This window comes from Hydrogenophaga sp. 2FB (genome assembly GCF_005503365.1).
GTDB lineage: Bacteria > Pseudomonadota > Gammaproteobacteria > Burkholderiales > Burkholderiaceae_C > Hydrogenophaga.
In genome coordinates this window covers 1-21,648 of the sequence record NZ_SCML01000062.1, presented here as the reverse complement: position 1 = coordinate 21,648, position 21,648 = coordinate 1, and the positions used below count along the sequence as shown (strand labels likewise).

General features: G+C 66.0%; 19 protein-coding genes. 6 read left to right on the top strand and 13 right to left on the bottom strand.

Annotated features, from left to right (window positions below):
* Positions 1-16 precede the first annotated feature (16 nt).
* On the top strand, positions 17-892 hold the full coding sequence (locus FFS09_RS26125) for an LOG family protein (protein WP_137921868.1): 876 nt from the start codon (positions 17-19) through the stop codon (positions 890-892).
* Between the two features lie 59 nt (positions 893-951).
* Here the strand turns inward: FFS09_RS26125 and FFS09_RS26120 are convergent, their stop codons facing one another.
* From FFS09_RS26120 to FFS09_RS26110, 3 genes are read right to left on the bottom strand one after another with little or no spacing between them, the layout of a single operon-like run.
* Positions 952-2,415: an efflux transporter outer membrane subunit gene (locus FFS09_RS26120; protein ID WP_137921867.1), complete on the bottom strand. Its 1,464-nt coding sequence runs from the start codon at positions 2,413-2,415 to the stop codon at positions 952-954.
* A complete protein-coding gene (locus tag FFS09_RS26115) occupies positions 2,408-5,572 on the bottom strand; it encodes an efflux RND transporter permease subunit (RefSeq protein WP_137921866.1) in 3,165 nt (1,054 codons plus the stop codon). Before FFS09_RS26115 ends, FFS09_RS26120 begins: the two co-directional genes overlap by 8 nt.
* A gap of 12 nt (positions 5,573-5,584) precedes the next feature.
* Complete coding sequence (locus tag FFS09_RS26110; protein WP_137921865.1) at positions 5,585-6,862, bottom strand: efflux RND transporter periplasmic adaptor subunit; 1,278 nt, start codon at positions 6,860-6,862, stop codon at positions 5,585-5,587.
* A gap of 174 nt (positions 6,863-7,036) precedes the next feature.
* Here FFS09_RS26110 and FFS09_RS26105 point away from each other — a divergent pair, with 174 nt between their 5' ends.
* The gene (locus FFS09_RS26105) at positions 7,037-7,738 is read left to right on the top strand and encodes a TetR family transcriptional regulator (protein WP_137921864.1); all 702 of its coding nucleotides are present in this window, start codon (positions 7,037-7,039) and stop codon (positions 7,736-7,738) included.
* Between the two features lie 10 nt (positions 7,739-7,748).
* Here FFS09_RS26105 and FFS09_RS26100 read toward each other — a convergent pair whose 3' ends face one another.
* From FFS09_RS26100 to FFS09_RS26065, 8 genes are all read right to left on the bottom strand, one after another.
* A complete protein-coding gene (locus FFS09_RS26100; RefSeq protein ID WP_137921863.1) occupies positions 7,749-8,930 on the bottom strand; it encodes an MFS transporter in 1,182 nt (393 codons plus the stop codon).
* On the bottom strand, positions 8,927-10,315 hold the full coding sequence (locus FFS09_RS26095; protein WP_137921862.1) for a DNA recombination protein RmuC: 1,389 nt from the start codon (positions 10,313-10,315) through the stop codon (positions 8,927-8,929). Before FFS09_RS26095 ends, FFS09_RS26100 begins: the two co-directional genes overlap by 4 nt.
* Positions 10,316-10,325: 10 nt before the next feature.
* Positions 10,326-11,315 (bottom strand): 2-hydroxyacid dehydrogenase, encoded by a 990-nt coding sequence (locus FFS09_RS26090; RefSeq protein ID WP_137921861.1) that lies wholly within the window; start codon positions 11,313-11,315, stop codon positions 10,326-10,328.
* Between the two features lie 50 nt (positions 11,316-11,365).
* Positions 11,366-12,775: a sodium:proton antiporter gene (locus FFS09_RS26085; protein ID WP_137921860.1), complete on the bottom strand. Its 1,410-nt coding sequence runs from the start codon at positions 12,773-12,775 to the stop codon at positions 11,366-11,368.
* Between the two features lie 75 nt (positions 12,776-12,850).
* Entirely contained in the window at positions 12,851-13,198 is a 348-nt protein-coding gene (locus FFS09_RS26080; RefSeq protein WP_137921859.1) for an FKBP-type peptidyl-prolyl cis-trans isomerase, read from the bottom strand.
* 42 nt (positions 13,199-13,240) lie between these two features.
* Positions 13,241-13,957: a nitroreductase gene (locus FFS09_RS26075; RefSeq protein ID WP_137921858.1), complete on the bottom strand. Its 717-nt coding sequence runs from the start codon at positions 13,955-13,957 to the stop codon at positions 13,241-13,243.
* Positions 13,954-14,409, bottom strand: coding sequence for an acyl-CoA thioesterase (locus tag FFS09_RS26070; protein ID WP_137921857.1), 456 nt, complete (start codon positions 14,407-14,409; stop codon positions 13,954-13,956). The genes FFS09_RS26075 and FFS09_RS26070 overlap by 4 nt, the downstream gene beginning before the upstream one ends.
* A 40-nt stretch (positions 14,410-14,449) precedes the next feature.
* Positions 14,450-15,415 (bottom strand): histone deacetylase family protein, encoded by a 966-nt coding sequence (locus tag FFS09_RS26065; protein ID WP_171020200.1) that lies wholly within the window; start codon positions 15,413-15,415, stop codon positions 14,450-14,452.
* A 218-nt stretch (positions 15,416-15,633) separates the two neighbouring features.
* On the opposite strand from FFS09_RS26065, the gene FFS09_RS26060 reads away from it, so the two are divergent.
* Positions 15,634-16,176 carry a phasin family protein gene (locus tag FFS09_RS26060; RefSeq protein WP_137921856.1) on the top strand — a complete coding sequence of 181 codons (543 nt, stop codon included), beginning with the start codon at positions 15,634-15,636 and terminating at the stop codon, positions 16,174-16,176.
* Positions 16,177-16,377: 201 nt separating this feature from the next.
* Here the strand turns inward: FFS09_RS26060 and FFS09_RS26055 are convergent, their stop codons facing one another.
* Complete coding sequence (locus tag FFS09_RS26055) at positions 16,378-17,271, bottom strand: patatin-like phospholipase family protein (RefSeq protein WP_137921882.1); 894 nt, start codon at positions 17,269-17,271, stop codon at positions 16,378-16,380.
* A 168-nt stretch (positions 17,272-17,439) separates the two neighbouring features.
* Here FFS09_RS26055 and FFS09_RS26050 point away from each other — a divergent pair, with 168 nt between their 5' ends.
* Positions 17,440-18,495, top strand: coding sequence for an extracellular solute-binding protein (locus FFS09_RS26050; protein ID WP_137921855.1), 1,056 nt, complete (start codon positions 17,440-17,442; stop codon positions 18,493-18,495).
* 61 nt (positions 18,496-18,556) lie between these two features.
* Here FFS09_RS26050 and ppk2 read toward each other — a convergent pair whose 3' ends face one another.
* Positions 18,557-19,465 (bottom strand): polyphosphate kinase 2, encoded by a 909-nt coding sequence (ppk2, locus tag FFS09_RS26045; protein WP_137921854.1) that lies wholly within the window; start codon positions 19,463-19,465, stop codon positions 18,557-18,559.
* Positions 19,466-19,607: 142 nt separating this feature from the next.
* On the opposite strand from ppk2, the gene FFS09_RS26040 reads away from it, so the two are divergent.
* Both FFS09_RS26040 and FFS09_RS26035 read left to right on the top strand, forming a co-directional pair.
* Positions 19,608-20,366 (top strand): 3-hydroxyacyl-CoA dehydrogenase, encoded by a 759-nt coding sequence (locus tag FFS09_RS26040; protein WP_137921853.1) that lies wholly within the window; start codon positions 19,608-19,610, stop codon positions 20,364-20,366.
* A gap of 122 nt (positions 20,367-20,488) precedes the next feature.
* The coding region (locus FFS09_RS26035; protein WP_171020199.1) for a gamma-glutamyltransferase family protein at positions 20,489-21,648 on the top strand (1,160 nt) is incomplete at its 3' end.

Here is a 21,648-nt window from a genome sequence, read left to right as displayed (position 1 = left end):
CACTAGGAATTCTTCTATGGACGCCCCTGTTTCACACGACCTGAACGAACGCCGCCTGGCCGATGCCTGGGCGGAGCTGCAGTCCCACGCCAACGAAGGCTTTCCGTTGGAAGTAGACGCCTACCGCCTCGCGTTCGCAGACCCCGAGTTCCTGCTGCGCCGCGAGACGCGCGGGATCCGCTTTCAACTGGAAATGCTCAAGCCCGACCTGGCGCAGCACGACGCCGGCATCGAGAACACCATCGTCGTGTTCGGCAGTGCCCGTTTTCGCGAACCCAGCGAAGCGCAGGAGCAACTGGTGCGCGCCGAGCGCAGCGGCGATGCGCGCGAGATCGCGCGCGCCCAGGCCATGGTGCGCAACGCGCACTACTACGACCAGTCACGCGAATTCGCGCGCACGGTGGCGCGTTACAGCGCCAAGTGCGCCAAAGCCGACCAGCTCTTCATCTGCACCGGGGGTGGCCCCGGCATCATGGAAGCGGCGAACCGCGGCGCGCACGACGAAGGCGCACTCAACGTGGGCTTGAACATCGCGCTGCCACACGAGCAGGCGGCCAACCCCTACGTCTCACCCGAGTTGAGCTTCAAGTTCCACTACTTCGCGCTGCGCAAGATGCACTTCATGATGCGCGCCAAGGCCTTGCTCGCCTTCCCCGGTGGCTTCGGCACGCTCGACGAGCTGTTCGAAGTGATCACGCTGGTGCAGTGCAAGAAGTCCAAACCGGTGCCGATCCTGCTGTTCGGATCGGACTACTGGAAGCGACTGATCAACCTGGATGTGCTGGTGGAAGAAGGCACGATCTCGCCCGAAGACCTGAACCTGTTCAAGTACGTGGACGATCCGCAGACGGCGTGGCAGCACATCCTGAAGTTCTACGACTTGAAGGGGTAGAAGAAAAAAAACGGCGCTCCAGGGAGCGCCGTGAAAAAAGACCCTTGGAGGAGGAGTCTTTACTCTTTCCAGCCGCCGCCAAGTGCCTTGTACAGGTTCACCTGGTTTTGCTGCTGCGCCAGACGCGTTTGCGCCAGCGCCTGTTGGGTCGTGAACAGCGAGCGTTGCGCGTCCAGCACATCCAGGAAGCTCGCCACGCCATTGCGGTAACGCAGCTCGGCCAGCCGGAAGCGTTCGGCTTCGGCCCTGGCCTGCAGTTCCTGGGCGCTCAACTGATCTCCCAAGGTCGCGCTGCCCGCCAGTGCATCGGCCACTTCGCGGAACGCGGTCTGGATGGCCTTTTCGTACTGCGCGATCGCGATGTCGCGCGCCGCGTTGGACGAATCCAGGTTGGCGCGGTTGCGCCCGGCGTCGAAGATCGGCAGCAGGGCCTGCGGCGCGAGCGTGAAGCCCCAGGAACCGTCCTTGAACAGCCCCGAGAGGCTGCTGCTGGCCGTGCCCGCGCTCGCGGTGAGCGAGATCCGCGGGAAGAACGCGGCGCGCGCGGCACCGATGTTGGCGTTGGCCGAAATCAGTTGCTGCTCGGCCTGGCGGATGTCGGCACGGCGCGTGAGCAGGTCGGACGGCAGGCCGGCCGGCACCTCGCGCAGCATCGATGCGGCTGGCACCGGCGCGGTCGGCACGGCCACCACCTCAGCGCCCGTTGTCGTGGCGACGACGGTCGCTGGCATGGTCGGCGGCACGGGCAGCAACTCGGCAGGCGGCGTTTGACCCACCAGCAAGGTGAGCGCGTTCAGATCCAGCGCGCGCAGGCGCCGTTGCTGAGCCAGCGCGGATTGGGCCGCGGCCGTCAGCGACTCGGCCTGGCGCAGATCCAGCGCGGACGTCGCACCCGCGTCGAAACGCAGCTTGCTCAGGCGCAGCGATTCGTCGCGCGTGGCCACGGTGCTCTCGGTCAGCGCCAGCAGTTCGTCGTTGGCTTGCAGGCTCAGCCAGGTGCTGGCCACGGCCGCCACCAGGCTGGTCTGCGCAGCGCGTTGTGCTTCCTCGCTAGCGAGGTACTGCGCCAGCGCAGCTTCCTTCAGGCTACCGAGGCGGCCGAAGAAGTCGATCTCCCAGCTGCTGAGCGCCAGTCCCACGCTGTAGAGGCTGGTGATGCCACCGGTGCCGTTGGGTTGGCGGTTGCCACTGGCACCGATCCCGATCGTCGGGAACTGATCGGCGCGGCGAATCTGGTACTGCGCACGCACCTGCTCGATGTTGAGCGTGGCCACGCGCAGGTCGCGGTTGTTCTTCAGCGCCAGCGCCACCAGATCGCGCAGCCGCGCATCACCGATGAACTCTTGCCAGGCGATGTCGGCACCCGAGGTGGCACCGGCCACGGCGGCCGGCTGCGGTCCAGGGAATTGCGAAGCGACCGGCGCCTCGGGGCGCTCGTACTTGGGAATGAACGAACAAGCGGACAGTGCAGCGACAGCCAGCAGCGTCAGGACGATGCGAGGGGGATTCATACGTTCAGACATCAATGTGCACTCCAGGGCCACGGTGGGCGGCAGCTTGTTCGGCGTCGAGCCGGCGTTGGCGCTCGCTGCCTTTGAACATCGTGCGCACCACCACGAAAAAGATAGGCACGAACACCACGGCCAGCACGGTGCCGGTGAGCATGCCGCCGATCACACCGGTGCCGATGGCGCGTTGGCTGGCCGAACCCGCGCCCGAGGCAATCGCCAAAGGCAACACACCCAGGGTGAAGGCCATCGAGGTCATGATGATGGGGCGGAACCGGATGTGGGCGGCCTCCAGCGCGGCCGCGATCACGCTCTTGCCCTGCGCCTGCAAGTCTTTGGCGAACTCGATGATCAGAATCGCGTTCTTCGCCGACAAGCCGATGATCGTGATCAGTCCCACCTGGAAGTACACGTCGTTCGAGTAGTTGCGCAACAAGGTCGCCAACAGCACACCGAGCACGCCCAGCGGCACCACCAGAATCACGGACAGCGGGATGGTCCAGCTCTCGTACAGCGCGGCCAGGCACAGGAACACGGCCAGGATGGCGAAGGCATACAGGATGATGGCCTGCGAGCCGGCGAGCTTTTCTTCGCGCGTCTGGCCGGTCCACTCATAGCCGATGCCTTGTGGCAACTTGGCCGCGAGTTGTTCCATCTCGGCGATGGCCGCACCCGTGCTCATGCCAGGCGCGGCGCTGCCGCTGATGCGCACCGACGGGTAGCCGTTGTAGCGCACGGTCTGCATCGGACCGGTGATCCAGTGCGTGCTCGCGAACGCCGACAGCGGCACCGCCTGCCCCTTGTTGTTCACCACGTTCAGGCGCAGCAAGTCTTCGGGCTGCATGCGGGCCGGCGCGTCGGCCTGCACCACCACACGCTGCAGACGACCCGCGTTGGGGAAGTCGTTGACGTAGCTCGACCCGAGCGCGGTGCCGATGGCGGAGTTGATCACGTCGAAGCCCACGCCCAAGGCGTTGGCCTTGTCGCGGTCGATGTCGATCTGCAGCTGCGGCGCATCTTCCAGGCCATCCGGGCGCACCTGGGTGATCACCTTGCTCTGCGACGCCATGCCCAACAACTGGTTGCGCGCGTTCATCAGCGCTTCGCGGCCCAGACCACCCCGGTCTTGCAGGCGGAAGCTGAAGCCCGACGAGGCACCCAGTTCCGGAATGGGTGGCGGGCTCAGCGGATAGATGAACGCGTCGCGAATGCCCGAGAGTGCGCCAAACGCGCGCCCGGCCAAGGCCTCGGCCGAGCTTTCTGGCGCCGCGCGCTCCTCCCAGTCCTTGAGCGTGACGAAGGCGAGCGCCGCGTTCTGGCCCTGGCCGGAGAAGCTGAAGCCGAGCACGCCGACCATGCTCTCCACTTCGGGTTGCTTCAGGATGAAACCTTCCACCTGCTTCATCACCTCCAGCGTGCGCTCTTGCGTGGCACCGGGTGGCAATTGCACGTTCACCAGCAAGTTGCCCTGGTCTTCGTTGGGCAGGAACGAGGTGGGCAGGCGCATGTAGACCACGGCCGCCACGGCGACGATCGCCACGTAGATGATCAGCGTGCGACCGGCACGCGGCAGCAGCGCGGCCACGCCACTTTCGTAGCGTTTGGCGGTGCGCGAGAAGCCGCGGTTGAACCAGCCGAAGAAGCCCTTCTTCTCGTGGTGGTGCCCGGCCTCGACCGGCTTGAGCAGCGTGGCGCACAGCGCCGGCGTGAGCGACAGGGCCATGAAGGCCGAGAACGCGATGGACACACCCATCACCGCCGAGAACTGGCGGTAGATGTTGCCCACCGAGCCGGCGAAGAAGGCCAGCGGCACGAACACCGAGATCAGCACCACGGTCACACCGACGATGGCGCCGGAGATCTGCGACATGGCCTTGCGGGTCGCCTCGCGCGGCGAGAGCCCCTCTTCGCTCATGATGCGCTCGACGTTCTCCACCACCACGATGGCGTCGTCCACCACGATACCGATCACCAGCACCATGCCGAACATGGTCAGCACGTTGATGGAGAAGCCCATGGTAAGCAGCGCCGCAAAGGTGCCCAGCAACGCAATCGGCACGACGATGGTCGGAATGATCGTGTAGCGGATGTTCTGCAGGAACAGGAACATCACCAGGAACACCAGCACCATGGCCTCGCCGAGCGTGGCCGCCACTTGCTGGATGGAGATCTTCACGAAGCGCGAGCTGTCGTAAGGGATCGACCACTCCATGCCGGTGGGAAAGAAGCGCTCGAGCTCGTGCATCTTGGCGCGCACCGCCTCGGCCGTGGCAAGTGCGTTGCCGCTGGGCGAGAGCTGCACGCCGATACCCACCGCGGGCTTGCCGTTCAGGCGCGCCGACGTGGCATAGGCCTGGCCGCCCAGTTCGATGCGGGCCACGTCCTTGAGGCGCACGGTGGCACCGTCGGGGCTGGCGCGCAGCACGATGTTGCCGAAAGCCTCGACGTTGCCGAGCTGGCCGTTGACCACCACGGTGGCCGCGATGCTCTGTCCACCCACGTTGGGCAGCGCGCCGATTTCACCGGCCGAGACCTGCGCGTTCTGCGCGCGGATGGCGTTGGTGACGTCGGCCGAACTCAGGTTGAAGCCGAGCAGCTTGGCCGGGTCGATCCAGATGCGCATGGCCCGCTCGGAACCGAACAGCTGGGCCTGCCCCACACCAGCCAGACGCTGAATTTCGGGCACGATGGAGCGCGCGGAGTAGTCGCCCAGCGCCACCGGGTCCAGCGCGGGATCGTCGCTGGACAGCATGGCAAACAACAGGAAGTTGTTGTTCGACTTGTCCACCCGCACGCCCTGCTGCGTCACCGCCGCAGGCAGGCGCGGCGTGGCCCGGGAGAGCCGGTTCTGCACGTCCACCTGCGCGAGGTCGGCGTCGGTGCCGGTCTCGAAGCTCAGCGTGATGCTGCCGCTGCCATCGGCCTGTGCCACCGATTCCATGTAGATCAGGCCGGGCGCGCCGTTCATCTCGCGCTCGATCACGGACAACACGCTGTCTTCCAGCGTGGTGGCCGAGGCGCCAGGGTAGGCGGTGTTGATGACGATGGCCGGAGGGGCCACCGGTGGGTACTGTGCGATCGGCAACTGGGTGATGGCCACGCCACCGATCACCATGACGAACAGCGCTATCACCCACGCAAAGATGGGCCGGTCAATAAAAAACTTCGCCATATCGGGCGCTCCTTACTTTGCAGCCTCGGTCTTCGGGGCCGCAGCGTCAGGCGCGGACGAAGGGGTCGGTGCGGCGGGCGCCGCCGCGGGCGCGCTGCCCGGCGCTTGCCAGGGCACCGCCTTCACGGGCGTGCCGGGCGGCATCATCTGCAGCTTCTGGAAGCCGTCGACCATGATCTGTTCGCCGGCCTTCACGCCGTCGAGGATGACCCACTGGCCGTTCTGCTGGCCGCCCACCTTCACCTTGCGCGGCTCGATCTTGCCGTCGGCGCCCACCACGGAGACGGTGTCGCCCTGGTTGGTGCGGGTCACGGACTGCTGCGGCAGCGTGAAAGCATTGCTGGCCTTGGCCTGCTCCAGGCGCACGCGCACGTAGAGGCCTGGCAGCAACGTGCCCTTGGGGTTCGGGATTTCCGCGCGCAATGTCACCTGGCCGGTGGCGCTGTCCACCGTCAGGTCGGAGAACAGCAGACGACCCGGCTGCTCGTACACGCTGCCGTCTTCCAGCACCACCTGTACCGGGACCGATTGCGCGTTCGCGCTCTTGAGCGTGCCGCTGGCCATGCCCTTGCGCAGGTTGAACACCTCGGAGGCCGACTGCGTGAAATTCACGTACATCGGATTGATCTGCTGGATCACCGCCAGTTGCGTGGCCTCGCCCTGCCCCACCAGCGCGCCCTCGGTCACCAGCGCGCGGCCGATGCGGCCCGAAATGGGCGCGGTCACACGGGCATAGCCCAGGTTGATGTTGGCGGTCTGCACCGCGGCCTTGCCGGCAGCGACGTCGGCCTCGGCCTGTTTCTGGGCCGCCACGGCGGAGGCGTATTCCTGCTGGCTGATGGCGTTTTCCTTCACCAGCGGCGCATAGCGGTTGGCCAGCGCCGCGGCCTGCGTGAGGTTGGCCTGCGAGCGCGCCAGGCTGGCCTGCGCGCTCTGCAAGGCCGCGTTGTAGGGGGCAGAGTCGATGCGGAACAGCGGTTGTCCTGCCTTGACGTCGCTGCCTTCGCGGAACAGGCGTTCCTGCAGGATGCCCGCGGCCCGGGCGCGCACTTCCGCCACGCGCGAAGCCTCCAGGCGACCGGGCAACTCGGTGACCAGACCGACATCGGTCGGGGCCACCGTGACCACACCCACTTCGGGCGCGGGCATGCCACCGCCAGGAGCAGCGCCTTCGGGCGCATCGGACTTTCCGCAGGCGGCCAGCACCACGGCCAGTGCGATGACGGAGAGTCCGCGCATCAGGTTGATGTGCGACGCGGGCACAGGCTTGAATGGGCTCAAGGCGGGCATAGGAGTCCTTGGAGTTTTGGAAAAAGGGGCGCTCTCTACAGGGCGGGAAGGCACAAACGCGAGGGAATACCCTAGCAGGTTGTGTCGTCGAAAGCCGGAAAGTATACATACATGCACGAATGTATGTATAGTCCCGAGAACTCCCAAGGGCTTCTATTCTGGAGACACAAAGCCATGGTTCGACGAACCAAAGCCGATGCGCTGGCCACACGCAACAGCCTGCTCGATGCTGCCGAGCAGTTGTTTCAGGAGCGTGGCGTTTCACGCACCTCGCTCAACGACATCGCGACCGCCGCCGGCACCACGCGCGGCGCGATCTACTGGCACTTCAAGGACAAGGCCGACCTGTTCAACGCGATGATGGAACGCGTGACCATGCCGCTCGAAGGCACGCTGGCCTGCACCGCGCGCACGGCCGACACCACGGCCAACCCCCTGCTCTCGCTGCGCGACTCGATGATGGCCGCGCTCAAGCAGACCGCCACCGACGACCAGACCCGCCGGGTGTTCGAGGTGGCCACGCACAAGGTCGAGTACGTGAGCGAAATGCAGGCCGTGCGCGACCGCCACCTACAAGTGCGCAACGAATGCATGGAGATGACCGAAGAGATCCTGCAACAGGCGGTGCAACGCGAAGGCATCCAGCTTGGCGTGCCGCTGTGCACCGCCGCGCTGGGCCTGCACGTGATCATGGACGGCCTGATTCAGAACTGGCTGCTGGACCCCGAGGCGTTTGACCTCGTGAAGAGCGGGCGCGACACGATGGATGTGTACCTCGCCGGCCTGGGCTTCAGCCTGCCCGCGGCGCGCGCGCCGCATCGCGCCGTGGCATCGGTGGCGCGCAAACCGCCCGCGCCCCGACTCACGTCCGCCTGAAACGCAACGTTCAGGGCATGCGCTGCGGCGCGTCGTGCGCAGGCTCCGTGCGCAGCGTCCAGGCCAGCGGAGAGCCCAGCCCCACCACCGCGCCTACCAGCCAGAACACCGCGCCCACGCCCACCAGGGCGCCGGCCGAGCCGAACAGCAGCGGCATCACCACGCTCGATCCATTGATGGCCATGGCGCGCAGCCCCAAGGCTTCACCCTGCCGGTGGTGCGGCGTCATCTGGTGCAACGAGCTCATGATCATGGGCTGCACCGTGCCCAGGGAGAAACCCAGCAGCACCGACAACACGCCCATGGCCCAGGCCGCGTGCACCATCGGGTAGATGGCGAACAGCACGGCGGTGGCGCACATGGCCGAGCCGATCACCATCGACTCGCGCAGGTGCGCGGCCAGCAGCGGAATGAGCAGGCGAATGGCGGTGGCGGCGAGCGCGAACGCGCCCAGGATGGAGCCGATCACGGTGGCGCTCAGGCCGCGTTCGTGGCCCAGCACCGGCACCAGGAAAGTGTGCACGTCCCAGCACGACGACAGCATCCAGTTGAGCGCCATCAGCTTGCGAAAGCCCTTGTCGCGCAGCAGGTTCCATGACGAGCCGCTGCCCTCGCCCGGCTTGGGCGATACCGGTGCGTGCTCGACCGTGTGCCGTATCCAGTACCACGCCAGCGACGGCAGCAGCGCGAGCAACAGGAACGATGCCCGAAAGCCGAACGTGTCGATCACCACGCCCGCCGCGAAGGGACCGAGGAAGTTGGAGATCGACGGGCCAATGGCCATCCAGCTGAACACCTGCTTGAGTTCGATCGGCCCGTTGGCCAGGCGCCCCACGTGCCGCTGCAGCGCGATCATGGCCAGGCCCGTGGCCGCGCCGCAGGTCAGCGCCGTCACGCAGAGCACGATGAACACCGGAAACAGCACCGCGAGCGCCGCACCGGCCGATGCAATGCCCACCGACAGCAGCACCGGCTTCTTGAGCCCGCGCCGGTCGGCGTATCGCCCCGACGGCAAGGCCATGAACACCGGCGCCAGCGCAAACAACGCCAGCAACATGCCCACGGCGGCCGGGCTGTAACCCTCGCGCAGCGCCATGAGCGGCGCGGCCATGCGAAAGCCTGTCATGCAGGCATGAATGCAGATCTGCGCCGCGATCAGGCGCGTGAGATCGGTTCGTAGCGAGGGGTTCAAGTGTCTCCGTTGTCGTTCGGGTCCAGCGGCAGCAGCGCGCTGGCCTGGTCTTGTGGCAAAGCCTCCACCGCCTTGAGCGCACGGCCCATCGCGCGGCTGCGCGTCTCGGCGCTGTCGAGCGTGTTGAGCACGGTCTGGGTCTGGCTCTTCACGCGCGCGAGCACGTCGCCAAACTTGCCGAACTCGGTCTTGACCGCGCCCAGCACCTGCCACACCTCGCTCGAGCGCTTCTCCAGCGCCAGCGTGCGAAAGCCCATCTGCAGCGAGTTGAGCATGGCCATGAGCGTGGTGGGCCCGGCCAGGGTCACGCGGTGTTCGCGCTGCAGCACTTCCATGAGGCCGGGGCGGCGCAGCACCTCGGCATACAGGCCTTCTGTGGGCAGGAACAGGATGGCGAAGTCGGTGGTGTGTGGCGGCTGCAGGTATTTGTCGGCCATGGATTTCGCTTCGAGCCGGATGCGCTGCTCCAGCCCGCGCGCGGCCTGCTCGGCACCTTCCACATCGGCGCGCTGCTGCGCGTCGAGCAGGCGTTCGTAATCTTCGTTGGGGAATTTGGCGTCGATCGGCAACCAGCACGGCGCGCCATCCTCGCTGCGGCCGGGCATCTTGATCGCGAAATCGACCGTGAAACGGCTGCCCGGCTTGGTCATCACCTGCACGGCGTACTGGTCGGGCGCGAAAACCTGTTCGAGCAAGGCGGCCAGTTGGGCTTCACCGAACATGCCGCGCGTTTTCACATTGGTCAGCAGGTGCTTCAAGTCGCCCACGCCCTGCGCCAGGGTCTGCATCTCGCCCAGGCCCTTGTGCACCTGCTCAAGCCGATCCGCCACCTGCTTGAAGCTCTCGCCCAGGCGCGCCTGCAGCGTACTCTGCAGTTTTTCGTCGACCGTGGCGCGCATCTCGTCCAGTTTGCTGGCGTTGCTCTGCTGCAGTTGCGCGAGCTGCGCGTCCAGCGTGGTGCGGATCTCGGCCAGGCGGCGCGCGTTGCCTTCGCTCATGTCCTGCAATTGGCGTGTGAGCGTGTCGCCCAGCGTGCCGCGCAGTTGCACGAGCTGCACGGCGAAGGCGTCGAGTTGCGCGTTCTGCGTGCGCGTGGCTTCGGCCTCCTGGCGCGAGAGCGTTTCCTGGAAGGTGGCCAGGGTCTGCTGCATTTCCTGGCGGCCGCCGCGCGATTGCTCGCTGATCTCGCGGCGCAGTTCGCTCTCCACGCGCTCCACGCGCTGGCCCACCTGCTGCCCCTGCTGTTGCAGTTGATCCAGCAGGCGCTCGCGGTGCGCGAGTTCCTGCGCATCCACCGGCGTGCGGCGCAGCAGCAGCCACACGCCGAGCGCCAGGTTGAACACCACCAGGATCAGCAGCAGCCAGAGCAATGTGTCGTTGGTCATCGTCTCGTGCTCAGCGCTGGCCCGCCACTTCCGGGTTCAGCGGCGTGACCGTCTTGCCCTGCGTCAGGTAGGCGATCACGTTGTCGGCCGCGAGGTTCGCCATGGCCTTGCGCGTGGTGATGGTGGCGCTGGCGATGTGCGGCGTGAGCACGATGTTGGGCACCTCGAGCAAAGCCGGGTGAACGCTGGGCTCGCCCTCGTACACGTCCAGCCCGGCGGCGGCGATGCGCTTCTCGCGCAGCGCGACGGCGAGCGCCGCGTCGTCCACGATGCCACCGCGCGCGATGTTGACCAGGGTGGCGGTCGGCTTCATCTGTGCGATCTCGGCCGCGCCGATGGCGTGGTGCGACGCGGCGCTGTAAGGCAGCACCAGGATGAGGTGGTCGGCGGTCTTGAGCAGCTCGGCCTTGTCCACGTAGCGCGCCTTGCATTCGGCTTCGGTGGCGGCGTCCAGGCGCGAGCGGTTGTGGTAGATCACGTTCATGTTGAAGCCGTGCGCGCCGCGCCGCGCAATGGCTTGGCCGATGCGGCCCATGCCCAGAATGCCCAGCGTGCTGCCATTGACTTCGGCGCCGGCGAACATGTCCAGCGCCCAGCGGTTCCACTGGCCCGCGCGCAGGAAATGCTCGCTCTCGGTCAGGCGGCGCGCCGTGGCCAGCAGCAACGCAAAGCCGAAGTCGGCCGTGGTTTCGGTGAGCACGTCGGGCGTGTTGCTGGCCAGCACGCCCGCCGCGGTGATGGCAGGCAGGTCGTAGTTGTTGTAGCCCACCGCGATGTTCGCCACGATCTTGAGTTGCGGGCATGCCGCGAGCAAGGCCGCGTCGACGCGTTCGCTGCCGGTGGTGAGCACGCCCACCTTGCCTTGCAGGCGTTCGGCCAGTTGCGCGGGTGTCAGCGGCGCGTCGTCTTCGTTGGTGTCGACATCGAAGTGCTCGCGCAGCTTGGCCACCACTTCGGGGAAAACCTTGCGGGCGATCAGGATGGCGGGGCGGGTGCTCATGGGCATCAACTTTCTTGAAGTGAGGTCAGAAGAAGGGGCAGAAGAAGGGGTTAGAACCAGATCCAGGTCAGCAGCGCGAACAGCGGCACCAGAATGCCGACCGACCAGAGCATGTAGCCGAAGAAGCTGGGCATGCGAATACCGCGGTCTTCGGCGATCGCCTTGACCATCAGGTTGGGCGCGTTGCCGATGTAGGTGTTGGCGCCCATGAACACGGCGCCAGCGGAAACGGCGACCAGGATCGGGGCCATCGCCGTCATCAGGGTGGCCGGGTCACCGCCGGCGGTGTTGAAGAACACGAGGTAGGTGGGCGCGTTGTCCAGGAACGAACTCAGCAGCCCGGTGGCCCAGAAGTACATGGCCGGATTGGGCGTGCCATCGGCGTTCGTCACCGCCCGCACCACGGCGCCAAACGGGCCATCCACGCCGGCCTTGAGCATGGCGATGACCGGGACGATCGTGAGGAAGATGGCCGCGAAGAGCTTGGCCACTTCCAGCATCGGGGCCCAGGCGAACTGGTTGTTCTCGTGCACGCCCGCGGGGGTGATGCGCAGCGAAACGAGCGTGACCGCGATCAGCCCGATGTCGCGCAGCAAGCCCGGAAGACCAACGTCGGTGCCCGCGATGTTGAACACCACGGACGACTTCCACAGGCCGCTCATGAGCACGAGCGCCACCACCACGCCCAGCAAACCGAAATTCACGCTGCCATCGAAGCCCAGGCGCGGCGTGTCGGGCGTCGGGTCCTGCGGCTGGATCTCCTCGCGGCGGTGGTAGTACCACCAGTCAATGGCGTAGAACACGGCCAGCAGCACACCGATGATGAACAGCGTGTGGCTCCAGAGGTGCGTCACCGTCCAGAAAAAATCCACGCCCTTGAGGAAGCCCAGGAACAGCGGCGGATCACCCAGCGGTGTGAGCGCGCCACCGGCGTTGGAGACGATGAAGATGAAAAAGACGACCACATGCACCTTGTGCTTGCGGTTGTCGTTGGCGCGAATCAGCGGGCGGATCAACAGCATCGACGCGCCCGTGGTGCCCATGAAGCTGGCGAACAACGCGCCCAGGGCCAGCAAGCCGGTGTTCAGGCCCGGGCTGCCATGCAGATTGCCCCGCACGAAAATGCCCCCCGCCACGGTGAACAGCGCCGTGAGCAGAACAATGAACGGGATGTATTCGGCCAGCAGCGCATGCACCACGCTCGCCCATGCCACGCCCGGCCCCATGACCGTGGCGAACGGCAGCAGAAACACCAGTGCCCAGGCGGCCGACACCTTGCCGAAATGGTGGTGCCAGAAGGCCGGCGCCAGCAAGGGAACCAGGGCAATGGACAGCAGCACACCCGCGAACGGCACGCCCCACCACACGGACAGCTGGCTGCCATCCAGTTCAGCGGCCTGGGCCAGACCTGGCAGCAGGGCGGCCGCCAAGCCCCACCAGGGTGCTTGTCGTTGTCTCAAACATGTCTCCACAGGGCTTTGGGGTCGTGATCGGCATCGCGCGCCCAGGGCGCGATGCCGTGGTGCTTCAACGGCTCAAACCGCGAGCAGATCCACTTCGAACAGCAGCGTGGCGTTGGGCGGAATCACGCCGCCAGCACCGCGCGCGCCGTAGCCCAGCGCGGCGGGGATCACCAGGCGGCGCGTGCCGCCCACGGCCATGCCCTGCACGCCTTCGTCCCAACCCTTGATGACGTGGCCCGCGCCGAGCGGGAATTCGAACGGCTGGCCGCGGTCCTTGCTGGAATCGAACTTGGCGCCTTGCACGCCATCGTTGTAGAGCCAGCCCGTGTAGTGCACTTGCACGGGGCCGCCGGCCTTGGCGACTTCGCCGTTGCCAACCACGGTGTCTTCGTACTGCAGGCCGCTGGGGGTTGTGATCATGATGTGGTGTCCTTGGATGGATTTGAAAAAGGGAACCGGCGATTATTCCAGCCAGTGCGTGAAGCTCTCGACAGACTCGCGGGGCGTGTGGAATCCGTTGACCAGATGGTTCGGGTCGGCGTAACCCAGCGACATGCCGCACACCAGCATCTCGTCGTCACCCGCACCGATGTGCGGCAGGACGATCCCCGCGAAATTGTTCCACGCTGCTTGCGGGCAGGTGTGCAGGCCATGGCCACGGGCGGCGATCATGAGCGTCTGCATGAACATGCCGTAGTCCACCAGCGAGCCGCGGCCCATGACGCGGTCGACGGTGAACATCAGGCCCACCGGCGCATCGAACAGGCGGAAGTTGCGCTGGTGCTGCGCGTACATCTTGTCCTTGTCGCCCTTGGTGATGCCCAGCAGGCCGTACAGGCTCCAGCCGTTCTCGCGGCGGCGGTCGATGTAGGGGCTGACCCATTTTTCCGGGTAGTAGTCGTAGGCCTCCTGCTCCGCCAGCGAGGGGTCGGCGCACACGGCATCGTGCGCGGCACAGACCTTCTCGACCAGACTGTCGCGGCTGGCGCCCTGCAGCACATACACCTTCCACGGCTGGGTGTTGGTGCCCGACGGCGCCCGGCTGGCCAGCCGGAGCAGGTGTTCGATGGTCGCACGCGGCACCGCGTCGGGCAGAAAGGCGCGCGTCGACATGCGGCTGTTGATCGCGCTGTCGACGCTGGCGGCGTCGATCAAGGGCATGGCGGGGTTCTGACTCATCGCAAGGTCTCCAGGGTGTTCTTGAGAATGTCGGGCAGCGGCACCGGCCGGCGCGTGGCGCGGTCCACGTAGACGTGCACGAAATGGCCGCAGGCCGCGGCGAGGTCTTCACCATCGGCGAACAGGCCCACTTCGTAGCGCACGCTGGAACGCCCCAGGTGCGCCACGCGCAGGCCCGCCCAGACGGTCTGGGGAAAAGCCAAAGGCCCGAAGTAGTTGCACTGCGTCTCGATCACCAGGCCGATCACTTCGCCGGCATGGATGTCGAGCGCGCCCTGCTCGATCAGGTGCGCATTGACTGCCGTGTCGAACCAGCTGTAGTACACCACGTTGTTCACATGGCCGTAGATGTCGTTGTCGCCCCAGCGCGTGCCGATGGGTCGGAACACGCGATAGGCGCTGCGGGGCAATGCTTGCGCGCGCGGGGAGGGACTGCCAGGGGTGCTGCTCATTGGGGGGGAATCTTCATGCTGCGCGCTGCGGCGCGAGCGCTCATGCCGAGGCATTGTGCCAGCGGCTGGCATCCGCCGCTGTCGTCGGGTTGGGCGTCAACGCGTGCCAACGCTGCCAGTATTGCAACGCGGTGCGGTAGGTGTTGACCTGAACCTGCACCGTCGCCTCCAGGTCATTGCCATAACCTCCGCCCATGGCCAAGGCCAGCGGCAGCCGCCGGCTCCAGGCCCAATCCATTACGCGCCGATCGCGCGCCTCCAGGCCATCGAACGTGAGCTTCAGGCGCCCGAGCCGATCACCCTCGTGCGGGTCGGCGCCAGCCAGGTACAGCACGAGGCCCGGTTCGAAGCGGCGCTCCAGCTCGCCGAGTGCACGCTCCAGGGCCTCCAGGTAGGCACCGTCGTCGCAGCCATCGGGCAGTTCGACGTCGAGGTCGCTCGCTTCCTTGCGAAACGGGAAATTGCGGGCGCCGTGCAGCGAGAGCGTGAACACGGAGGCATCGTTCGAGAAGATCGACGCCGTGCCGTTGCCCTGGTGCACATCGAGATCGATGATCGCGACGCGCAGGGCTTCGTGCTCGGCCTGCATCAGGCGCGCGGCCACGGCGAAGTCGTTGAACACGCAGAAGCCGCTGCCCTTGTCGGCATACGCGTGGTGCGTGCCACCGGCCAGGTTGGCCGCCAGCCCCCCGTCCCCCATGGCGCTGCGGCAAGCCTGCAATGTGGCGCCCACCGAGCGGCGCGCCCGCTCGGCCATGGCCTGGCTCCAGGGAAATCCGATCTCGCGTTGCGCGGCCGGACTCAGCCCGCCCGTGTCCACGGCCTCGACGTAGGCACTGGTGTGCACCAAGGCCAGTTCGCCAGGGCTCGCTGGCAAGGCCTCGAACAACCGCACCTCGGGCAATTCGGCCACCAGCCGCTCGCGCAGGCGCGCGTATTTCGCCATGGGAAAGCGGTGCCCGCTGGGCAGCGGCAAAACGAAGTGGTCGGCGTAGAAGGCGTGCACGCGTGAAATCCTCGCAGGATGGTCTGTCATTGTCGGCGCCGTGACACAGGGCCACGGAACCCGCCTTTTAGAACCCCGTCTCTAGAATGCTGCAGCGCAGCAAAAAAGGCTTGCATGCCTGCGAGCCTTCCCTATAATTCGGGTCATGTTGCAGCGCAGCAATTACATCGCAGCCTTCAACTAAACCCAGTTTATTTACAAGCTCAGGAGTATTGAATATGTTGACCGCCGAACAAGTGATTGCCGCCCAGAAAGCCAACATCGAGACCATCTTCGGTCTGACCCAGAAGGCCTTCGAAGGCGTGGAAAAGCTGGTGGATCTGAACGTGCAAGCCACCAAGGCCGCCCTGTCCGAGTCCGCCAACAGCACGCAAGCCCTGCTGAGCGTCAAGGACGCCCAGGAACTGTTGGCCCTGCAAGCCAACCTGTTCCAGCCGCTGGCCGAGAAGACCGTGGCTTACAGCCGCCACCTGTACGACATCGCCGCCGGTACCGGTGCCGAGTTCGGCAAGGCCGCTGAAGCACAAGCCAGCGACACCCAGAAGAAATTCCTGGCTGTCGTGGACAACGCCGCCAAGAACGCCCCCGCCGGTTCCGAAACCGCCGTGGCCGTGATGAAGAGCGCTGTCTCCGCTGCCAACAACGCCATGGAATCGGTGCAGAAGGCTGTCAAGCAAGCCACCGAAATGGCCGAGTCCAACTTCAACACCGTGACCGCTTCCGCTGTGAGCGCCACGAAGTCGGCCGCCAAGAAGCGCTGAACATCACCGCGATCGTGCCGTTGATCGGCCCGCTGACCTAGGTCAAGGTGGGCGCACTAGGATCAAACCACGACGCGCTGGCCCCCATACAAAGGCAGCGCTTGAATCTCAAGTCTGTTTTTCTGGTTGTCTCCTCGGGTCCTTTTCGAAATTCGATTTCATCGGACCCCTTAAGCCCTCACTGCAAAGTGAGGGCTTTTTTTATGGTTCGCCGCGCCCCGTCATGGGCAGCCGGCGGGCCAACTGGGTTTTCAGTTGCGGCAGCGCCGCTTGCATGGCGGCCCGGCCCGCTTCGATCGAGCGCTGGCGCGCGCTGAAGTCCGCGCCGCCCACCCCGGCCAGTGCCGGACGCACGACCACGTCGGCGCCAGCGAGTTCGTGGCGGTTGATGCTCTGGCCCATGATGGCAAAGGTTTGCAACAGCACCTGCACGCTGCCGACCGCCGAGTTGCCCTCGGGCGCACTCGAAATGTCCACCGCCAGCACGACCTCGGCCCCCATGTCGCGAGCCTGGCGTACCGGCACCGGCGCCACCAGACCGCCGTCCACATAGTCGCGCCCTGTGATGTTCACGGGCGCGAACACACCGGGCACAGCGCTGGAAGCTCGCACCGCCTGCGCGGCGTCGCCGCGGCGAAACAGCACACCTTGCCCGGTGGCCAGGTCGGTGGCCAGCACGCCCAGCGGGATCTTCATGTTCTCCAGCAGCTTGCCACCCACGGCCTGCCTCACATAACGCGTGAGTGCCTCGCCGCGCAACACGCCCCGCCCGAAAATCGGCAGCGCCCAGTCGGTGAGCATGGCTTCTTCCATGCTGAGTGCGGTGGCCTCCAGTTCGGTGGCGGTTTTGCCGCTGGCGTACATCGCGGCCACCATGCTGCCCACCGACGTGCCGGCGACAAAGTCCGGGCGGATGCCGTTTTGCTCCAGCACCTGGATCACGCCCACGTGGGCGAAGCCGCGCGCGGCACCGCCCCCCAACGCCAGTCCCAGACGGGGTGCGCGGGTGACGGGCTCCGGCGTGAGCACGGGTACGGTCACGGGCGTCTCGGGCAATCGCACCGAGGTGCCACACGCGGCCATCAGCATGACCATGGCACCCATTGCAAGGCGGCGGGAGCAAGCCTTCGTTTTCTTAAATGTCATTAAGAACCATTCTTGTTTGTGCTAGCATCTTCCGCGATTATCCCGGGCGTTCCAGGCGCTGCCTTCTCAGGCGGTTTTTCGCCGTCATCGTCCACCCACTTCCATCGAGAAATACGCATGAAACACTCGCTCAAGCTTTCCGCGGCGCTGGCCGTTGCCGCCGCCTCCCTTGGCGCACAGACGCAGGCATTTGCACAGGACAAGGTGCTCAACCTGTACTCCGCCCGCCACTACCAGACCGACGAGGTGATGTACGACACGTTCACCAAGACCACCGGCATCAAGATCAACCGCGTGGACGCCGACGACGCGGGCATCATCGCCCGACTGCGTGCCGAGGGTGCTGCCTCTCCGGCCGACGTGATCATGCTGGTGGACGCCGCTCGCCTGGCCACTGCCGACACGCAGGGCCTGTTCCAACCGATCAAGTCGGCCAAGCTGGACGCCGCCATCCCCGCCAACCTGCGCGCCCACGCCACCGCCGACGGCGTGACCTGGACGGGTTTCTCCACCCGCGCCCGCGTGATCGTCTACGACCCGGCCCGTGTCAAGGCCGAAGACGTGGCCACGTACGAGCAGTTGGCCAACCCGAAGCTCAAGGGCATGGTCTGCACCCGCTCGGGTTCGCACCCCTACAACCTGTCCCTGTTCTCCACCGTGGTGGAGCGCCTGGGTGATCAGAAGGGAGAAGCCTGGCTCAAGGGCGTGGTGGACAACATGGCGCGCGCGCCCAAGGGTGGCGACACCGACCAGATCAAGGGTGTGGCCTCTGGCGAATGCGGCGTGGCCCTGACCAACACCTACTACATCGCTCGCCTCGTCAAATCCGACAAGGCAGAAGACAAGGCCGTGATGAGCAAAGTCAAGGTCATGTTCCCCAACCAGGGCACCAGTGGCACCCATGTGAACATTGCGGGTGCGGGCGTGGCCAAGCATGCCAAGAACCGCGACAACGCGATCGCCTTCATGGAATTCCTGTCCAGCCCCTACGCGCAGGACTACTTCGCCAATGGCAACAACGAGTTCCCCACCGTCAAGGGCCTGAAGATCGACAACCCGGCCATCAAAGCCATCGGCGGTGACAGCTTCAAGGCCGAGACCGTGCCTCTGGGCGTGGTGGCGAAGAACATGACCAAGGTCCAACAAATGCTGGACCGCGTCGGGTACAAGTAAGCTCCGCGCCGGCCAAAAACAAAGCCCTTGGTGTTTGCCAAGGGCTTTTGTCTTTTGGGGGTCAGTACACCTGGGGCACGTGGATTTCGCCTGGCACCTGGTGGCGCCGGTAACCCTCGTGGCGCACGCGTTCGGGCAGCGTGATGCTGGCGCGCTCCACTTCCGTGTAGGGCATCTGTTTCAACAAATGGTGGATGCAGTTCAAGCGCGCCTTCTTCTTGTCGTCGGCCTGCACCACCCACCAAGGCGATTCGGGAATGTGGGTGCGCTCCAGCATGGTTTCTTTTGCCTGCGTGTAGAGCTCCCAGCGACGGCGGCTCTCCAGGTCCATGGGGCTGAGCTTCCACTGCTTCAGCGGATCGTGGATGCGGCCCAAAAAGCGCAGATTCTGCTCTTCGTCCGAAATCGAGAACCAGTATTTGATGAGCTGAACGCCCGAGCGCACAAGCATCTTCTCGAACTCGGGCACCGAACGGAAGAACTCTTCGTACTGCTCGTCGGTGCAAAACCCCATGACCCGCTCGACACCGGCGCGGTTGTACCAGCTGCGGTCGAACAGCACCATCTCACCCGCCGCCGGCAGGTGGGCCACGTAGCGCTGGAAGTACCACTGCGTGCGCTCGCGGTCGTTGGGCGCGGGCAACGCGGCCACACGGCACACCCGCGGGTTCAGGCGCTGCGTGATGCGCTTGATCGCCCCACCCTTGCCCGCCGCGTCGCGGCCCTCGAACACGATCACGACCTTGTGTCCCGTGGCCACCACCCAGTCCTGCAGCTTCACCAGCTCGGCCTGCAACCGGAACAGCTCGCGGAAATAGGTGCGGCGCGCTGCCTTGCTTGCCGCATCGGCTTCGCCATTCCCGCGCGGATCCAGCGCATCGTCTTCCAGCTCCATCTCCAGCTCTTCGTCGTAGCTGTCGATGAGGTCGGCGTGCATGCGGCGCATCAGCTCGTCGGGGCTGTCAAACATGGTGGCTCCATCCGGGAACAAAGCGCACAGCGTAGGACGTCGACGTGACAGCGGCGTGACACACGCATGTCGCATAATCCCGGTCGAATTGACGTTTACGTCAACGTCACATCAATCCCCCTCATACACACAGGAGCACACCATGGACATTCAAGGCAAGGTATTCATCGTCACCGGCGGCGCGTCGGGTCTGGGTGAAGGCACGGCGCGCATGCTGGCAGCCAACGGCGGCAAAGTCGTGATCGCCGACATGCAGGCCGAGAAGGGCGAAGCGGTGGCCAAGGAGATCGGCGGCGCCTTTGTGAAGTGCGACGTGAGCAGCGAAGCCGACGGCCAGGCGGTGGTGGCCAAGGCCGTGTCCCTGGGCAAACTCATGGGTCTGGTGAACTGCGCCGGCATCGCACCAGCCGAGAAGACCGTGGGCAAGAACGGCGCACACAACCTGGGCGTCTACACCAAGACCATCATGGTCAACCTGGTGGGCAGCTTCAACATGATCCGCCTCGCCGCCGACGCGATGTGCAAGAACGAACCCGAAGCGACAGGCGAACGCGGCGTCATGATCTCCACCGCCAGTGTGGCGGCCTACGACGGCCAGATCGGCCAGGCCGCCTACGCAGCCTCCAAAGGCGGCGTGGTCGGTATGACCCTGCCGATCGCGCGCGACCTGGCCCGCAACGGCATCCGCAACATGACGATTGCCCCCGGCATCTTCGGCACGCCCATGTTGTTCGGCATGCCCAAGGAAGTGCAGGACGCGCTCGCCGCTGGCGTGCCCTTCCCCAGCCGCCTGGGTACCCCCGAGGACTACGCCAAACTGGCCAAGCACATTGTCGAGAACGACATGCTCAATGGCGAAGTGATCCGCCTGGACGGCGCCATCCGCCTGGCGCCGAAGTAAGCCACGGGCGGCCTGCCGCCGCCGGTGAAACGGCTTCTTACGCATCTGTGGACCGACCTCTCGGTCCACAGGCGTTTCTGGGTTACGGTTGCTCACTCTCATCGACCAACGGGAGCCCTGCCATGACACGCTTTGCCTGCCTGATCGCCTCGCTCACCCTGTTGAGCGCTTGCGGCACCCCCACCGCACCCTCGTCCGTGCAGCAGCCCGAGGGCGCCTCGGGCCTGACCGTCAAACCGGGCTGGACGTTCCAGCGCCAGGCCGTGGCCGCGGCCAACCCGCTGGCCACCGAGGCGGGCGCGCGCATCCTGCGCGCGGGCGGTAGTGCGGTGGACGCCGCCATCGCCGTGCAGATGGTGCTCACGCTGGTGGAACCGCAGTCCAGCGGCATTGGTGGTGGCGCCTTCCTGCTGCATTACGACGGGCGCAAGGTGCAGGCTTATGACGGCCGCGAAACCGCACCGGCGGCTGCCAACGAGCGCCTGTTTCTCGATGAACAAGGCAAGCCCCTGCCCTTCATGACCGCGGCGGCCAGCGGCCGCTCCGTGGGCGTGCCGGGCGCGGTGGCGATGCTGGCGCAGGCGCACCGCCAACACGGCAAACTGCCCTGGGCGCGCCTGTTCGACCCCGCGATCCAGCTGGCCGAACGGGGCTTCGCGGTGAGCCCGCGCCTCCATACGCTGCTGCTGGCCGAAACCGCACTGAAGTCCGACCCGGTGGCCGCAGCCTATTTCTACCGACCCGACGGACAACCCCACCCGGTCGGCCACATGCTGCGCAACCCCGAACTCGCGCAGGTCTTGCGCAACATCGCCACGCAAGGCCCGATCGCCCTGCACGAAGGCCCGGTGGCCCGAGCCATCGTCGACAAGGTCCAGCAACACCCCGTGCGCCCCGGTAGCCTGAGCCTGGACGACCTGAAGCGCTACCAACCTCGGGAGCGCGAGGCTTTGTGCCATGACTACACCACCGCGCAGCGCACCTTGAACGTCTGCGGCTTCCCGCCGCCGAGCTCGGGTGCAATCGCCGTGGGCCAGATCCTGGGCCTGCTGGCGCGCACGCCGCAGGCGCGGGAACCGCTGGTCCAGGGCGCGATGGCCAACCCGCTCCCCTCCGCCGAATGGCTGCACAGCTACACCGAAGCCTCGCGCCTGGCGTTCGCCGACCGCGCGCAGTACGTGGCCGACCCGGATTTCGTCGCCGCCCCCGGTGGCCGCTGGAGCAGCCTGCTCGACGCGCGCTATCTCGACGAGCGCGCTCGCCTCATCACCCCGGCCCGCAT

Excerpts from the sequence above, each read along its gene's own strand:
- FFS09_RS26125 (WP_137921868.1), top strand. The coding sequence starts at position 17 with ATGGACGCCCCTGTTTCACACGACCTGAACGAACGCCGCCTGGCCGAT.
- FFS09_RS26120 (WP_137921867.1), bottom strand. The coding sequence starts at position 2,415 with ATGTCTGAACGTATGAATCCCCCTCGCATCGTCCTGACGCTGCTGGCT.
- FFS09_RS26115 (WP_137921866.1), bottom strand. The coding sequence starts at position 5,572 with ATGGCGAAGTTTTTTATTGACCGGCCCATCTTTGCGTGGGTGATAGCG.
- FFS09_RS26110 (WP_137921865.1), bottom strand. The coding sequence starts at position 6,862 with ATGCCCGCCTTGAGCCCATTCAAGCCTGTGCCCGCGTCGCACATCAAC.
- FFS09_RS26105 (WP_137921864.1), top strand. The coding sequence starts at position 7,037 with ATGGTTCGACGAACCAAAGCCGATGCGCTGGCCACACGCAACAGCCTG.
- FFS09_RS26095 (WP_137921862.1), bottom strand. The coding sequence starts at position 10,315 with ATGACCAACGACACATTGCTCTGGCTGCTGCTGATCCTGGTGGTGTTC.
- FFS09_RS26090 (WP_137921861.1), bottom strand. The coding sequence starts at position 11,315 with ATGAGCACCCGCCCCGCCATCCTGATCGCCCGCAAGGTTTTCCCCGAA.
- FFS09_RS26080 (WP_137921859.1), bottom strand. The coding sequence starts at position 13,198 with ATGATCACAACCCCCAGCGGCCTGCAGTACGAAGACACCGTGGTTGGC.
- FFS09_RS26075 (WP_137921858.1), bottom strand. The coding sequence starts at position 13,957 with ATGAGTCAGAACCCCGCCATGCCCTTGATCGACGCCGCCAGCGTCGAC.
- FFS09_RS26070 (WP_137921857.1), bottom strand. The coding sequence starts at position 14,409 with ATGAGCAGCACCCCTGGCAGTCCCTCCCCGCGCGCGCAAGCATTGCCC.
- FFS09_RS26060 (WP_137921856.1), top strand. The coding sequence starts at position 15,634 with ATGTTGACCGCCGAACAAGTGATTGCCGCCCAGAAAGCCAACATCGAG.
- FFS09_RS26055 (WP_137921882.1), bottom strand. The coding sequence starts at position 17,271 with ATGGTCATGCTGATGGCCGCGTGTGGCACCTCGGTGCGATTGCCCGAG.
- FFS09_RS26050 (WP_137921855.1), top strand. The coding sequence starts at position 17,440 with ATGAAACACTCGCTCAAGCTTTCCGCGGCGCTGGCCGTTGCCGCCGCC.
- ppk2 (WP_137921854.1), bottom strand. The coding sequence starts at position 19,465 with ATGTTTGACAGCCCCGACGAGCTGATGCGCCGCATGCACGCCGACCTC.
- FFS09_RS26040 (WP_137921853.1), top strand. The coding sequence starts at position 19,608 with ATGGACATTCAAGGCAAGGTATTCATCGTCACCGGCGGCGCGTCGGGT.